Genomic DNA, 14,860 nt, shown 5'->3' on the forward strand with positions numbered 1-14,860 from the left:
GGGTGCGGCGCGGGTCGGCTGGTGTGACGGTGGGTCAGGCCGCGTACGGGTGGGCCGCTTTCGCGTCGCGCAGGGCGTGGGCCCACCAGGCGAGGCGGTCGAGCATGGTGTCGGCGGCGTCGTTCGCGGCCGGGTCGATCGCGCCGCCGTCGGCGTCGAACTTGTCCCAGTGCCCGTGGAAGCTGACCGTGTCCCGGACGGTGACCGCGTGCAACTCGGCCAGCACGACCCGCAGTTGCTCGACCGCACGCAGGCCACCGGAGAGTCCGCCGTAGGACACGAAGCCGACCGGCTTGGCCTGCCACTCCGGGCCGTGCCAGTCGATGGCGTTCTTCAACGCGGCCGGAAAGCTGTGGTTGTACTCCGGCGTGACGATCACGAACGCGTCGGCTGCGGCAAGCCGAGGGGACACCTCGGCGAGCAACGCGACGGAGTCGGCCGCGGGCGGCTGCCCGAACGCCGGAAACACGGTGGGCAGCGGCGTCTCGACGAGGTCGACGACGTCGACGTCGAGGCGGAGGTCGTCGCGGGCGGCGGCGTGACCGCGGATCCACTCGGCGACGATCGGGGCGAAGCGCCCCTCGCGCGTACTGCCGACCAGGATCACGAGGCGAAGGGGGGCGGCGGGGGTGGGCATGGGACTCCCTGAAGCAGACTGGTTCGTGTACGTCGTATCGACAGAAATACAACGTACACAGCTGTGTGTACGTCGTCCACTCTTGATACGTTGTACGCGGCAGAGCGCTCGTATCCGGGAGGAGCCGCCGTCATGGCCGGCCAGAAAAAGAAGGCGACCCCGCCACCGGCGGGGGAGGAGGCCGAGGGGCCGCGCGTCTCACTGTGGGAGCGGCTGGCGGCCCCGGCGCCGACGGTGCGGGCCGTGCTGACCCCGGATCGCATCGCGGAGGTCGCCGTCCGAATCGCCGACGCGGAGGGCATCGAGGCGGTGACGATGCGGCGGCTGGCGACCGAGTTGGGCGTCGCGCCGATGGCGGCCTATCGGTATGTGTCTGGCAAGGACGACCTGTTGGAGCTGATGGTCGACCGCGCGTACGGCGAACTGGTCGCGCCGAACCCTGACGCGGGCTGGCGCGAAACGCTGCGGGGCCCGGCGGTGGGCACGCGCGAACTGGTACTGCGCCACCCGTGGTTGGTACGGCTGCCCTCGGCGCGGGCGGCGGTGGCGCCGACCCCGAACCGGATCACGGTGGCCGAGTGGGGCCTGCGCGCGCTGGTGGCGGTGGGGTTGTCCGCCGACGAGGCGATGGCCGCCGTCGAGGCGGTCGGGTCGTACGTCCACGGCCGCACGGCCGCCGAGATCGCGACGCGACACCTGATGGCGGCGCAGGGCGCCCCCGACGACGGCAACGCCCTGCGCACGTCCCTGGCGCCGGAGATGACCTGGCTCATCGACACCGGCCGCTACCCGACCTTCCGCGACTACCTGGCCACCGCCCGACGCAAGGACGACCACCAGTGGCGCTTCGAAACCGGCCTCGACGCCCTACTCGACGGCCTGGCCACCCGCTTGGCCCTCTGAGCCACCGCCGAGGCGCGTATCAGGGCCCTGTCGACCCGCTGCCCGATGTCGTGGTCACGTGGGCCAACCGCCGTAGGGGACGGTGATCAGCTCCATGTAGTGGCCCGCCGGGTCGATGAAGTACACGCCGCGGCCACCGTCGTTGTGGTTGATCGCGTCGGGCTGTTGGCAGTGCGGATCGGCGTAATGCTCGATGCCGCGTTCCTTGATCTTCGCGTAGGCGGCATCGAACTCCGCCTCGGAGACCAGGAAGGCGTAGTGCTGCGGGGTGATCTTGTCCGGCGGAATGGCGGCGAAGTCCAACGTGACGCCGTTGCCGAGCGCGACCGCCACGAACGGTCCCCACTCGCCGGAGATTTCGAGTCCCAACAGATCCGCGAAGAACTCGGCGGACTCCCGGTTGTCCCGGGCGTGGACGATGGTGTGATTCAAATCGACAGACAAGGAATGCCTCCGAAGGCAACTCCCGACACCTCCATGTCTCGCCCAGCCGGCGACCGACACGCGATGCTGCGTCAAGCGTAGCTGTTGGCCCTGTCGCATGAGCGGGCAGGGGGAGCAGGACTGCTGAAGAGTGGAGGAACTGAGGGGCTGAGGAGCCGAGGAGCTTCGGGCGACCCGGAAGTCTTCCGGGCAGGCCGCTGCCCTCCCGGCAGGCGTTGCGCGGTTGGTTCCGGGTGGCCGCTCGGGGGCCGGTCAGTGTCGGTGGTGGGCCGCCGCCGGCGTGCGGGGCTCGGAGACCCGAGGTCCCGACGAGACGGGCGCGTTGGTCGGCGAAAACCGGCCGGCGGCGGCGGGCAGGAGGGCGCTCGGGTCGAGTCCGCCGAAGAGCCTTCCCGAGTGGGTCGGGTGCTTCCGGCGGGCGTTGCGCTTGTGGTGGCGGGTGGCTGGTGCGGGGCCGGTCAGAGTCGGTGGGTGGGCCGCCGCCGGCGTGCAGGGCTCCAAGCCCCGGGGTTCCCGACGAGACGGGCGCGTTGGTCGGCGAAAACCGGCTGGCAGCGGGGGAGCGGGTGAGGGCTCGGGTCGAGTCCGCCGGGGGACCTTTCCGAGTGGGTCGGGCGTTCCCGGCGGGCATCGCGCTTGTGGCTGCGGGGGCTGGTGCGGGGCCGGTCAGAGTCGGCGTTGGGCCGCCGCCGGCGTGCGGGGCTCCGAGACCCGGGCCTCCCGACGAGACGGGCGCCTTGCTCGGCGAAAACCGGCCGGCAGCAGCGGGCAGGAGGGCGCTCGGGTCGAGTCCGCCGGGGCGTCTTCCTGAGTGGGTCGGGTGCTTCGGGCGTGCGTAGTGCCTTGGGTTGCGGGCGGCTGGTGCGGGGCTGGTCAGAGTCGGGCGGTGGGGCCGCCGCCAGCGTGCGGGGCTGCGAGACCCGAGTTTCCTGGCGAGACAAGCGCGTTGGTCGGCGAAAACCGGCCGGCAGCGGCGGACAGGAGGAGGCTCGGGTCGAGACCGCCGGGGGGCCTTTCCGGGTGGGTCGGGTGTTCTCGGCGGGCGTTGCGCTTGTGGTTGCGGGTGCCCGGTCCGGGGCCTGTCAGAGTCGGCGTTGGGCCGCCGCCGGCGTGCGGGGCTCCGAGACCCGAAGTTCCCGACGAGACGAGCGCGTTGCTCGGCGAAAACCGGCCGGCAGCAGCGGGCAGGAGGGCGCTCGGGTCGAGTCCGCCGACGAACCTTCCCGAGTGGGCCGGGCGTTCCCAGCACGCGTCACGCCTCTGGCTGCGTGGGCCGGTCCGGGGCCGGTCAGAGTCGGCGTTGGGCCGCCGCCGGCGTGCGGGGCTCCGAGACCCGAAGTTCCCGACGAGACGAGCGCGTTGCTCGGCGAAAACCGGCCGGCAGCAGCGGGCAGGAGGGCGCTCGGGTCGAGTCCGCCGGGGCGTCTTCCTGAGTGGGTCGGGTGCTTCGGGCGTGCGTAGCGCCTTGGGTTGCGGGTGGCAGGTGCGGGGCTGGTCAGAGTCGGGCGGTGGGGCCGCCGCCAGCGTGCGGGGCTCCGAGACCCGAGTTTCCTGGCGAGACAAGCGCGTTGGTCGGCGAAAACCGGCCGGCAGCGGGGGAGCGGGTGGGTGGTCGGGTCGAGTCCGCAGAGGAGCCTTGCGGGATGGGCTGGGGTGTTCCGGTGGTGTTGGGAGGAGGGGTTTGGGTTCGAAACCGGATTTCGGTGGGTGGTTGTGGGCTTCGGGTGTCTGTGACCTGCGGTTTTGTGGGGTCGGGGTGGAAAGTCGGGTGCCGAGTGCCGGTTTCATGCGCTCCGACCCCCTCAACGCGAGCGCGGAGAAAGAATGTGCCTGGTTGGAGTCGGCTTCGGACGCTGCGGCCTTCGAGGGAAGCCAAAGTGCCCAATGGGGGTCGAAACCGGATCCCGAGGCACCTCATACGGTCCTCTCGCCCGCTGACCTGCGGTTTTCTCTCAGGGCGAGGCCACGGCACCCCACGGCGTCCGGTTCCGTGAAACCCTCGCCACCCACACGCCGACCGCACACCGAAAACACCCGACCCACTCGGGAAGGTTCCCCGGCGGGTTCAGCCCGAGCGCCCTCCTGCCCGCCGCTGCCGGCCGGTTTTCGCCGAGCAAGGCGCCCGTCTCGCCAGAAACCTCTGGTCTTGGAGCCCCGCACGCTGGCGGCGGCCCCACCGCCCGACTCTGACCGGCCCCGCACCAGCCACCCGCAACCCAAGGCGCCACGCGTGCCGGAAGTGCCCGGCCCACTCGGGAAGGCTCCTCGGCGATCTCGACCCGAGCCTTCTCCTGCCCGCTGCTGCCGGCCGGTTTTCGCTGAGCAAGGCGCTCGTCTCGTCGGGAATCTCGGGTCTTGGAGCCCCGCACGCCGGCGGCGGTTCACCGCCCGACTCTGACCGGTCCCGGACCGGCCCACGCAGCCAAAGGCGCAACGCCCGCCGCAAGCGCCCGGCCCACTCGGGAACGCTCCCCGGGATTCGACCCGAGCCTCCTCCTGCCCGCTGCTGCCGGCCGGATTTCGCCGACCCACGCGCTCGTCTCGTCGGGAGCTCAGGGTCTCGGAGCCCCGCACGCTGGCGGCGGCCCATCACCGACTCTGACCAGCCCCGCACCGGCCACCCGGAAGCAGCAGCCCAACGCCAGCCGGGAACGCCAGACCACTCGGGAAGGCCACCCGGCGGACTCGACTCGACCGCCCGCTGGTGGCGTCCGCCGACAACGCAACGTCCACGTCTCTTCGAGAAGTTCAGGCCCTCGAAGCGCCTGGAAGGTGGGTCAGGGTGCCTGAAAGGCTGCCACCAGGGCCGACCAGGACGCCTGGGTGACGGTGAGGTGGCCGAGGCTGCGGTTCTCGCTGTCGCGGATCGGGACGGCGGTGTTGGTGGTTGCGACCTCGATGCAGTTGCCGCCGTTGTCGCTGCTGTGGCTGCTCTTGCGCCAACCGGAGGGCGTGGTCTGTGGCATGGGATCACGAGTCCTTGTGTCGGCGGGCCGGGCTCCGCCGTCCCGGGAGGGGCGGCGGAGGCTGGGCGGCTGGTCAGGTCGTGTGGAGGGTGGTCAGCATGGTCGACCAGGAGGTGGTGGTGATGGTGAGGTGCCCGAGGTCCGGGGCCTTGCTGTCGCGGACCGGGATGGTGTCGACGGCGGTTGCGACCTCTACACAGTCGCCGCCGTTGTTGCCGCTGTGGCTGCTCTTGCGCCAACCGGAGGGCGTGGTTGCGTTTGTGATCATGGGCTCACAGATCCTTCAGAACGGAGGTGATCAGATCGATTGACCGCGTGGGCGAAAGGGCCTCGGCAACCAGGAGATCGTAGACGCGCTGAGCTGCCCGAACGTCTGCCGGAGTTGCCAGGATCTGCCCTTGTAGAAATCCGTCCACGTAGACCACGTCTGGTCCTTCGTCCAGCGTAAGTGCTGCGAACGGCCCATCCACCCCGGCATGTGCTCCTGATTCGTAGGGGAGTACCTGAATCACGAAGCGGGGTTGATCGGCGAACTCGAGCAGTCTTTCGAGCTGTTCACGCATGACCTCCCGGCCGCCCCAGACACGACGCAATACGTTCTCGTCCAGTACGGCACGGAACTCGGGTGGGTCCGGGCGTTCGAAGATGCGGCGGCGTTGCAAGCGGGCGGTGACCTGCTCGTCCAGATCGTTCAGGTCCAGGCGTCCGGCCGCCAGGATCGCGCGGGCGTACCGCTCCGTCTGGAGCAATCCCGGGACCACCTGCACCTGGAACGACCTGATGATCGTCGCCGCCTCTTCGAGTTCGACGAACGGCCTGAACCACGTCGGGTACGCGTACCTGATCACCAGTGGCCACAACCGCTGGAAGCGGTCGCCTGTTTCGAAGAGTTCGTCGGCGAGCTTGGACAGGTCTTCGGTGGGGAGGCGCTTCGCGGCCTCGATCTTGTTGAGCAGCGACGGGGCCATCCAGGCGCGTTTGGCCATCTCGCGTTGGGTCATCTTGATCTTTTCGCGCTCGCGCCTCAGTTCGGTCGCGTAGAACTTCAGAACGGACGCCGAGGGGTCCAGTTCGGTGGCGGCGGACACAGTGCCCCCAGAAACGTGTTGAAAGCGAACGAAGTCAACCCCGGCCCCAGCCGATCATAGGCACTCCTCGTCACGCTTGGCATACAAACAACTGCATTGAGCTTGTATGTCAACGAAAGGCGGCCCGGCATGACCCATCCCCTGCGAAAGCCCCTCGCCCCATCGCATCTCATCGACACGGACGCCGAGTTCGTCCCCGAGCCGCCGGGCAGCTGCATCACGATCGCCGTGTACACGGTCGGGCCGGAGGGAGTGCGCGTGGTCGTGCCGCGCGAGCGGCACAAGCGTTCGGCGCGGGATCCGTGGCCCACCCCGGATCCGCCGTGTCGGTGTTCGCCGGATTGCCCGATGCGGTGAACTTCCCGGCGTAGCCGGGTCCCTCGCGCGGCGCCCACCAATCGGCGTCGGGGCTCAAGTCTTGGGAGTCGGGCGCCGATTACGCGGTCGAGGGCCCCGCGACCCTCGTGATCCCCACGATCCCGTGAACGAATCGAGAGGCACGTGCATGGCTACGCATTACGTATGGGACGACCTGCCCGGCGCCGTTCGGCGGGGCGTCGAGTCGGTCGTGGGGACGGTGGTCGGGGCCGAGAGTCCGGACACGTGCTACACGTCGCCGTTCGTGGCGAAGCTGGCCACCGCGGAAGGCGGCCGTGCGTTCGCCAAGGGTGCGCCGATCGGGGACACCGACGCGGCGGAGGGGTTGCGGCGGGAGGCGGTGGTGTCGCCGATCGTGGGGCGGTTCGCGGCGACGCTGCTCGGGGAGATCCCCGTCGACGGGTGGCGCGTGCTCGTGTTCGAGTATGTCGACGGGGCGCATCTCGACCTCTCGCCCGGTTCCGGCGAACTGGGCGTGCTGGCCGAGACGTTGGAGGACGTACAGACCATCGACCCGCCTCCCGGCGTCGAACTGCCGCCCCTCGCCGAACGATGGGAGAAGTACCTCACCGGCGACGAGCGCTCCCTGCTGGCCGGCGACGCGCTCCTGCACACGGACCTGGATCCGGAGAACCTGCTGATCAGGTACGCGGGTTACGGCCGCCGGCTGTACCTGCTCGACTGGGGTCACGCGGCGATCGGGCCGGCATGGGCCGAGTACGCCGGGCTCTACGACCGACTGCTCCTCCCTGGCCACACTCCCGAGTCGGCTCGGGCCTGGCTGCGTCGCTTCCCCGTGTGGCGGCACGCCGGTCGCGCCGCGCTCTGCGCCTTCGTCGCGGCCCGGCAGCGGCAGGAGATCGACCTCATGGGGGACAAGGCCGCCGCCCCCGGCGTCGCGCGCTGGGCGACGCTGCTCGACGAGTGACCGGCGACGCCGCCCTCACCGGCGGAACCTCCCCCGCTCACCCCACCCTCACCGCACCCTCAGCGCATCCACCGCCAACCTCCCCACCGTCCCGATCACCGCGTCCGCGGCCGGCAAGGCCGCCGCCGTGTCGGCCGAGCGGGTGCAGACCGTGATCGCGTAGCGGCCGCCGTCCGGGTATTCGACGACGCCGGCCTCGTGTCGCATCGTCGGCAGCGTGCCGGTCTTCCCGGAGACCCGGACGTCGTCGAACGGGAAACCGGACGCCAGCCGGTGCGACCATGCCTGGAGGCCGAGCACTCGGCGCAGCCCGGTCCCGAATTCGCCCCCGCACGCCTCGTCCCGCCAGATCGCCGCGAGCAGCCGGGTCAGGTCGCGCGGCGTGCCCCGGTTCGAGCGGTTCGGGTCGAGGGCCCGCAGTCGGGCCACCACGGCCGGGTCGACCAGCGCCGCCGGGCCGTTCGGGCCGGCGTCCTCCCGCATGCCCGCGTACAGCTCGCGCAGCGGTTCGATCGCCACCGTCCGGGTCAGGCCGAGTTCGACCATGGTCGCGTTCACCGTGTCCAGGCCCAGCTCGTCCCACAGCGCGTCGGCCGCCGCGTTGTCGCTCACCGCCACCGTCAGCGAGGCCAGGTCGCGCAGCGACATCGTGACCGGATCCAGCATCGCGGCCACACCGGTACCGCCCGGCGAACGCCCGGCGCCCGCGGGCAGTTCGAGCCGCCGGGTCAGCTCCACCCGGCCCGCCGCCGCCTCCCGGAACAGCGTGGTGACCAGGCACAGTTTGTGCAGACTCGCGGTGCTGTACAGCGTGTCCGCGCCCACCTCGACCTCGCGACCCGTGTCGATGTCGACCGCGTGCAGCGCACCGGTGACGCCGGCGTCGGCGAAGGCGGCGGTGATGCGCCCACGGACGGCGCGCAGGACGCGCGGCGGCGGGCTGCCGGGGCCCGGACGGCCCGGGCCCGGGTCGCCGTCGGGTGCGGTGCGGGGATCGGTCACAGCGGGAACTCCGAGGCGGGGCGCGGGAAGAGCGGTCGGCCGGGACGTTCGGCGAGCACCCCGGCGTGGCGCCGCAGCGCGTCCTGCGCGGTCTCGGTGAACGCCCGTACGGCCGGCCCGTCGGCGCCGCGCGGCCAGGCCGTCGAGGTACGCCACACCAGCGGCGTCCCGGCCAACGGCCGCCACACCGTGCCCGGTTCGGGCGCGGTCGCGGGCATCAGCGCCACCGCCGCGCCGGACAACACCAGCGCCCGGGCGAAGTCGCCGGCCGGGACGTCGTGCACCGCCGCCGGCGTACAGCCGTGCCGGGCGCACGCGGTCAGCGTCTCGTCGTACAGCGCCGGGGCGAACTCCCGGGGGAACAGCACCAGCTCACACCCCGTCAGGTCGGCGAGCGCGATCTCGGTCGAGCCCGCGAGCGGGTTCCCGGCGGCCAGGAGCACCCCGAGCGGCTGGTACGACATCGGCCCCAGCTCCAGATCGGCCACCGCGCACGGGTGACGCAGTACGCCCACGTCGAGGGTGCCGGCCGCCAACTCGCGCAGTTGCCCGGCGGTGGTCAGCTCGCGCAGCTCCAACGTGCCGCCCGGCGAGCGGTCCCGGAACCCGGTCAGGATCGCCGCGACGGCCGCGCCGCCCAGATCCGGCGGCACGGCCGCCCGGATCGCGCCCGTGGCCCCACTGCGCAACCCGGCCACGGCCGCGCCGAGCCGATCGGCGGCGGCCAACAACGCGCCCGCCTCGGCCAGGACGACCCGGCCGGCCGGAGTCAGCGCGACCCCTCGGCTGTTGCGATCGAACAGGCGTACGCCCAGTTCGCGTTCGAGCCGCTGGATGCGCTGCGACAGGGACGGCTGGGCCACCCGCAGTCGCTCGGCGGCCCGGCCGACGTGTCCTTCCTCGGCAACGGTCCGGAAGTACCGGAGATGCCGAAGGAGGTCCATGACCAGCAATGATAGCCGTAGGGCTATCAGCCCCTGTGCGATCACACTCTTGGACCTCCCGGTCGAATCCCTGTTCTCCTGTCGAGGCACGCGCAGATCGGGGAGGACGCAGATGACGCACGGAGTGAACGCGATACCCGGATCCTCCGGATCCCCCGGGTCGCCAGGATCACCCGGACCGCAGACCCGAGCCAGGCGCCGCCCCGGGCGGCCCCGCCGCGCCTGGGCACTCGTGGTGGCGGGCACGCTGGTCCTCGGCTGCACCGGCTGGGCCGCCGCCGATCGCTGGCTCGCGGGCGGGGACGACGACCGGCTCGGCCCGGCCGGGGCGCGGGGCACGGCGAGCGGCGAGGCGGACCGGGCCGCGCGTACCTTCCTCGACCACTGGGCCGCCGGCCGCTGGGCGGAGGCGGCGCGGCTGACCGACGATCCGCCGACCGCCGAGACCACGCTGCGCAGCTTCACCGTCGGCCTGGAGATCACCGAGCCCACGTTCACTCCCGGCCCGGCCCGGACGGCGGCGGCCGGCGCGGTCACGGTGCCGTTCGGCGCGGCGATGCCGGTGGCCGGACTCGGCGCCTGGAACTACGACTCGACGCTTACGCTGGCCGAGGGCGACAAGGGCTGGATTGTGAAGTGGCAGCCGGCCCTGGTCCACCCCAAGCTCGGCGCCGAGGCCAAGTTCCGGCTGGCCAAGGGCGCGGCGGGCGCGCCGGCGGCGAAGGTGCTGGACCGCAACGGCGGCGTCCTGTCCCCGGCCGACCACCCGTCGCTGACCCCGATCTTCGCCGCAGCCGGCGGCGGGGCCGGAGCCGGTGGCGGATCGGTACAGCTGATCAACCGGGCCACCGGCGAAGTCGTGTCGACCGAGGCCGAGTTCGGCGCGGCCAAGCCGACCCCCGGCGGCGGTCCGGTGGCCACCACGATCGACCCGAGGCTCCAGCGCGCGGCGGACGCGGCGGTGGCGAAGCACGCGAACGGGCGGCTGGTCGGCCTGGTCGCGGTGAGCATCGACAAGGGCGAGGTGCTGGCGCTCGCGAACGCGCCGACCACGGGCATGAATCGGGCCTTCATGGGCCGGTACGCACCCGGCTCGACGATGAAGGTGATCACCACCGCGGCGCTGCTGAGCAAGGGCGCGGTGACGCCGAGCGACGTGGTGGACTGCCCGAAGTACCTGACCGTGGGCAAGCAGTTCCACAACGTGGAGACGTCGGAGATCCGCGGTGCCACGTTCCGCGAGGACTTCAAGCACTCGTGCAACACGGCGTTCGTCTCGCTGCGGGGCAAACTCGGCAACGACGAGCTGAGCCGATTCGCGAACGACCATTTCGGGATCGGCCAGGAGTGGAAGACGGGGATCGCCTCGTTCGACGGCAGGGTGCCGCTGCCGGTGGACGAGACCGACAAGTCGGCGGCGATGTTCGGCCAGGGCACGGTACAGGCGAACCCACTGGTCATGGCGTCGGCGACGGCGACGGCGGTGTCCGGCACGTTCCGCCAGCCGGTGGTGATCAAGGGCCAACGGCCCACCGCGAAGGGCCGTGACCTGCCCGCGTCGGTGGTCGCCGACCTGCGCGGCCTGATGCGCGCCACGGTCACCGACGGCTCCGCCAAGGTCCTGGCCGACCTCCCCGGCGACGTCGGCGCCAAGACCGGCACCGCCGAGGTGACCGAGTCCGGCCCCAACAACGGCTGGCTGGTCGCCTACCGAGGCAACGTCGCCATCGCCTGCCTGGTCGAAGGCGGCATCACTGGCAGCGGCTCGGCCGGCCCGATAGTCCACGACATCCTGTCGACAACGACCTGACCCGACGGGGACCCCGATCACCGCCGCAGCCCGCGAAGGCAGCCGAACTCCCGACCCACGAGCATCGATAGCCGCCCCGAACCGCACAGCGAGCCGAATCAACCCCCGACCGCGATCGTGAACCGGACCCAACTCCCGGACCCGCCCCCCGAACGCCAACCTCAATCACCCACCCCAAGCCCGACCTCAAGCGCCCACCTCAGACCCGACCTCAAGCGCCCACCTCAGACCCGACCTCAAGCGCCCACCTCAAACGCCAACCTCAAACGCCAACCGAGCAAAATCCAGCCCGGCCGGCGTTTGAGGCCAAGTAGCCCGTCCGGCGCTTGAGGACAAGCGGGCCGCAGGCCGGCCGCCACGCGCAACCAGCCGCGCCGCAGGCCGGCCGCCACGCGCAACCAGCCGCGCCGCAGGCCGGCCGCCACGCGCAACCAGCCACGCCGCAGCCCGGCCACGCGCAACCAGCCGCGCCGCACGCCGGCCACGCGCGAACAGCCGGACCGCAGCCCGGCCACGCCCCAAACCAGCCGGACCGCAGCCCACCCGCGCCGCGACAACCAAGCCCTCCGCCCAAGGAGACCTAAACCCCAAAGGCCAACCCCACAGACCGCCCTATCTCCCGCCGCTGCAGGTAGAAACACGCCTTGTGCGGCTCCGCCCCATGCTCCCCGGTGTACCCACCCCGAAGCACCGGCCCGCCCTCCATAGGCACCGGGAACATCCGCGCCAACGTGGGATCGGCCGCCACGAGATCGTCCCGGTCGGCGAGGTTCACCCAGTTCTCCACGAACGCCGGCGGCTGCGCCGGCTGCGGCCGCACCCACGAGTCGACCACCGTGTCCGGGCCGAGCGGCGACCCGAGCGTGATCAGCAGCGGCAGCGGTCTGCGCAAGCGGTGCGCGAGTTCGTACGCGACCACCGCCCCGAGCGAATGCCCGATCACCACCTTGGTGTCGAAACCGATCTCGGCACCGACCCGATCCAGCACCCGGTTCCGGGTCTGATCGTCCGTCAGGTAGCGGGTGAGCTGAGTGAGCGCCTTGTTCACGAATCCGCCGGCCGAGCCCGGGCCGTCGGCCGCGAACCAGCGCAGCCCCGCGAGTCCACACGTCGGGGAGAGCACGACGGTGCGTCCCGTCTCCCCGGGCCCGCCCTCCAGGCGGGCGATCTCCCGTGCCGCGCGCTGCCGTTCCGGCGGCACCGAGCCGCGAACCGCGGCACGATCCAGCCATTCGCGGCCTATCCGCGCGGTCACCTCGTGCTGGATGTCCTCGTCGATCATTTCGCTCTGCGACGGGTGCCGGCGGAGCAGATCACCATAGAACGCCATCCGCGCGTCGATCCCGCGACGGGTGTGGCGGTACTTCCACAGACGGTCCGCGACCTCGGGAAAACCTGCGGCCTTCACTCCCCGGGCCAGTCGTGGGACCCACTCCTCCTCGAGCGTGTGGGCCGACCTGTATTCCTGCGCGATCCCGTGTACCAGCACGATGGCGGCCATCGTGTCCCCTCCCAAGCCCCGAGTCCTTGACGAGCGCGCTCTCGGACGCCGGGCCCAAGAGTTGTGCGAAGGGCCGATCGACGCGGGGGGACGCAGACCGGAGAGTGGCTTCGCAAGGTTCTCTTACCCAGTCGGTAACGGAAGTTGGCATTTGAGTGAAGTTACTTCCGGGTTGTTCGACGAGATGTGCCATCCGGCCGGAAATATTCGCACCTGCCCGGGGTCGCCACGCCCCCGCCACGCCCCTCGCGGCGCCCTCGGCGCGCGTTCGCGCACCCGCCGAGCCGCTTCGAGCGGGCCGTCGCGCACCCGCCGAGCCACTCGGAGCCGGCCGCGCTCCACGTGAACCACCCCGCCGCCGGACCGCGCCGCCGGCCCGTCCGGCCGTCACGGAATCCGTTTCCGCTTCGCCATAGACTTGGCCCCCACACCCGACGAAACCGAAGGAACCCGCCTGCATGCCTGGCATCACGCGCGAGGAGGTCGCCCACCTCGCCCGGCTGTCGCGCCTCGAGCTCGGGGCCGAGGAGCTCGACCACCTCGCGGCCCAGCTCGACGACATCATCGGCGCGGTGGCCCGCGTCGCCGAGGTCGCGGCCGACGACATCCCGCCGACCTCGCACCCGCTGCCGCTGACCAACGTCATGCGGCCGGACGTCGTCCGCCCCGGGCTCACCCCCGAGGAGGCGCTGTCCGGTGCGCCGGCCGCCGAAGAGCAGCGTTTCCGGGTGCCCCGGATCCTGGGAGAGGAGTGACGGCCATGACCGAGACCATCCGCTGGACCGCGGCCGAGACCGCCTCCGCCATCGCCGACGGCAAGGTCACCGCCGTCGAGGTCGCCCAGGCGCACCTGGACCGCATCGAGGCCGTCGACGCCAAGGTGCACGCCTACCTGCACGTGGACGCCGACGGCGCGCTCGCCGCGGCCAAGGCCGTCGACGACGCCCGCGCGCGCGGCGATCGCCTCGGCCCGCTGGCCGGCGTACCGCTCGCGCTCAAGGACGTGTTCACCACCAAGGGCGTGCCGACCACCTGCGGGTCGAGGATGCTGGAGGGCTGGCGGCCGCCGTACGACGCGACCGTGACCCGCCGGCTCAAGGACGCGGGCGTGGTCGTCCTCGGCAAGACCAACATGGACGAGTTCGCCATGGGGTCCTCGACCGAGAACTCCGCCTACGGCCCGACCGGCAACCCGTGGGACACCACGAAGGTGCCCGGCGGCTCCGGCGGCGGTTCGGCCGCCGCCATCGCCTCCTTCCAGGCGCCGCTGGCGATCGGCACCGACACCGGCGGCTCGATCCGCCAGCCCGCCGCGCTCACCGGCACGGTCGGCGTCAAGCCGACCTACGGCGGGGTCTCCCGCTACGGCCTCGTCGCCTTCTCCTCCTCGCTCGACCAGGGCGGCCCGTGCGCGCGCACCGTGCTCGACGCGGCGCTGCTGCACGAGGCGATCGCCGGGCACGACCCGCTCGACTCGACCTCGATCGACGCCCCGGTGCCGAACGTGGTCGAGGCCGCCCGCTCCGGGAGCGTGCGCGGGATGCGCGTCGGCGTGGTCAAGGAGTTCGCCGGCGAGGGCTACCAGGCGGGCGTGCTGGCGCGCTTCGCCGAGGCCGTCGAACTGCTGCGCGAGCTGGGCGCGGAGATCGTCGAGATCTCCTGCCCCAACTTCACGTACGCGATGCCGGCCTACTACCTGATCGCGCCCTCGGAGGCGTCCTCCAACCTGGCCCGCTTCGACGCCATGCGCTACGGCCTGCGGGTCGGCGACGACGGCGAGCACTCGGCCGAGGAGGTCATGTCGCTGACCCGCGAGGCGGGCTTCGGCGCCGAGGTCAAGCGCCGGATCATGCTCGGCACGTACGCGCTGTCCTCCGGCTACTACGACGCGTACTACGGCCAGGCGCAGAAGGTCCGCACGCTGATCACGCGCGACTTCGAGGCCGCGTTCGCGCAGGTCGACGTCCTGGTCTCGCCGACCACGCCGACCACCGCCTTCCCGATCGGGGAGCGCGCGGACGACCCGATGGCGATGTACCTCGCGGACCTGTGCACCATCCCGTCCAACCTCGCGGGCAACGCCGCGATGTCGCTGCCGTGCGGTCTGGCGGACGAGGACGGCCTGCCGGTGGGTCTGCAGATCATCGCGCCGGCGATGGCCGACGATCGGCTGTACAAGGTGGGCGCCGCCGTCGAGGCCGGCTACCTCTCCCGCTGGGGTGCCCCGCTGCTCGACCGCGCGCCCGCGCTCTGATCCTT

General features: G+C 71.8%; 14 protein-coding genes. 6 read left to right on the forward strand and 8 right to left on the reverse strand.

The annotated features are described in order from the left end of the window. Positions 1-34: 34 nt before the first annotated feature. Positions 35-637, reverse strand: coding sequence for an NADPH-dependent FMN reductase (locus tag ACMXN5_RS22155; protein ID WP_439676664.1), 603 nt, complete (start codon positions 635-637; stop codon positions 35-37). Positions 638-769: 132 nt separating this feature from the next. Here ACMXN5_RS22155 and ACMXN5_RS22160 point away from each other — a divergent pair, with 132 nt between their 5' ends. After that, complete coding sequence (locus ACMXN5_RS22160; protein WP_439676665.1) at positions 770-1,540, forward strand: TetR/AcrR family transcriptional regulator; 771 nt, start codon at positions 770-772, stop codon at positions 1,538-1,540. A gap of 54 nt (positions 1,541-1,594) precedes the next feature. On the opposite strand, the gene ACMXN5_RS22165 is transcribed toward ACMXN5_RS22160, so the two are convergent. The 4 genes from ACMXN5_RS22165 to ACMXN5_RS22180 form a co-directional block, all read right to left on the reverse strand. Further along, on the reverse strand, positions 1,595-1,984 hold the full coding sequence (locus ACMXN5_RS22165; protein ID WP_439676666.1) for a VOC family protein: 390 nt from the start codon (positions 1,982-1,984) through the stop codon (positions 1,595-1,597). A gap of 2,777 nt (positions 1,985-4,761) precedes the next feature. After that, positions 4,762-4,950, reverse strand: a complete 189-nt coding sequence (locus ACMXN5_RS22170) for a DUF397 domain-containing protein (RefSeq protein WP_439676667.1) — start codon at positions 4,948-4,950, stop codon at positions 4,762-4,764. 73 nt (positions 4,951-5,023) lie between these two features. After that, complete coding sequence (locus tag ACMXN5_RS22175; protein ID WP_439676668.1) at positions 5,024-5,218, reverse strand: DUF397 domain-containing protein; 195 nt, start codon at positions 5,216-5,218, stop codon at positions 5,024-5,026. Positions 5,219-5,222: 4 nt separating this feature from the next. After that, positions 5,223-6,038, reverse strand: coding sequence for a helix-turn-helix domain-containing protein (locus ACMXN5_RS22180; RefSeq protein ID WP_439676669.1), 816 nt, complete (start codon positions 6,036-6,038; stop codon positions 5,223-5,225). A gap of 129 nt (positions 6,039-6,167) precedes the next feature. Between ACMXN5_RS22180 and ACMXN5_RS22185 the strand changes: the two genes are divergently transcribed. Next, complete coding sequence (locus tag ACMXN5_RS22185) at positions 6,168-6,395, forward strand: hypothetical protein (RefSeq protein ID WP_439676670.1); 228 nt, start codon at positions 6,168-6,170, stop codon at positions 6,393-6,395. 148 nt (positions 6,396-6,543) lie between these two features. Then, complete coding sequence (locus tag ACMXN5_RS22190) at positions 6,544-7,344, forward strand: phosphotransferase (RefSeq protein ID WP_439676671.1); 801 nt, start codon at positions 6,544-6,546, stop codon at positions 7,342-7,344. Positions 7,345-7,392: 48 nt separating this feature from the next. On the opposite strand, the gene ACMXN5_RS22195 is transcribed toward ACMXN5_RS22190, so the two are convergent. Then, positions 7,393-8,268, reverse strand: a complete 876-nt coding sequence (locus tag ACMXN5_RS22195) for a serine hydrolase (protein ID WP_439678055.1) — start codon at positions 8,266-8,268, stop codon at positions 7,393-7,395. 74 nt (positions 8,269-8,342) lie between these two features. Further along, positions 8,343-9,290: a LysR family transcriptional regulator gene (locus ACMXN5_RS22200; protein ID WP_439676672.1), complete on the reverse strand. Its 948-nt coding sequence runs from the start codon at positions 9,288-9,290 to the stop codon at positions 8,343-8,345. A 112-nt stretch (positions 9,291-9,402) separates the two neighbouring features. Between ACMXN5_RS22200 and ACMXN5_RS22205 the strand changes: the two genes are divergently transcribed. Then, entirely contained in the window at positions 9,403-11,100 is a 1,698-nt protein-coding gene (locus ACMXN5_RS22205; protein ID WP_439676673.1) for a penicillin-binding transpeptidase domain-containing protein, read from the forward strand. Positions 11,101-11,680: 580 nt separating this feature from the next. Here ACMXN5_RS22205 and ACMXN5_RS22210 read toward each other — a convergent pair. Further along, positions 11,681-12,601: an alpha/beta fold hydrolase gene (locus tag ACMXN5_RS22210; RefSeq protein WP_379995161.1), complete on the reverse strand. Its 921-nt coding sequence runs from the start codon at positions 12,599-12,601 to the stop codon at positions 11,681-11,683. Between the two features lie 458 nt (positions 12,602-13,059). Here ACMXN5_RS22210 and gatC point away from each other — a divergent pair, with 458 nt between their 5' ends. Together gatC and gatA are read left to right on the forward strand one after the other, a co-directional pair. After that, complete coding sequence (gene gatC, locus ACMXN5_RS22215; protein ID WP_078975313.1) at positions 13,060-13,356, forward strand: Asp-tRNA(Asn)/Glu-tRNA(Gln) amidotransferase subunit GatC; 297 nt, start codon at positions 13,060-13,062, stop codon at positions 13,354-13,356. Between the two features lie 5 nt (positions 13,357-13,361). Next, complete coding sequence (gene gatA, locus ACMXN5_RS22220; RefSeq protein WP_380037625.1) at positions 13,362-14,855, forward strand: Asp-tRNA(Asn)/Glu-tRNA(Gln) amidotransferase subunit GatA; 1,494 nt, start codon at positions 13,362-13,364, stop codon at positions 14,853-14,855. Positions 14,856-14,860: the final 5 nt, after the last annotated feature.

It is taken from the genome of Embleya australiensis (assembly GCF_051903075.1).
GTDB lineage: Bacteria > Actinomycetota > Actinomycetes > Streptomycetales > Streptomycetaceae > Embleya.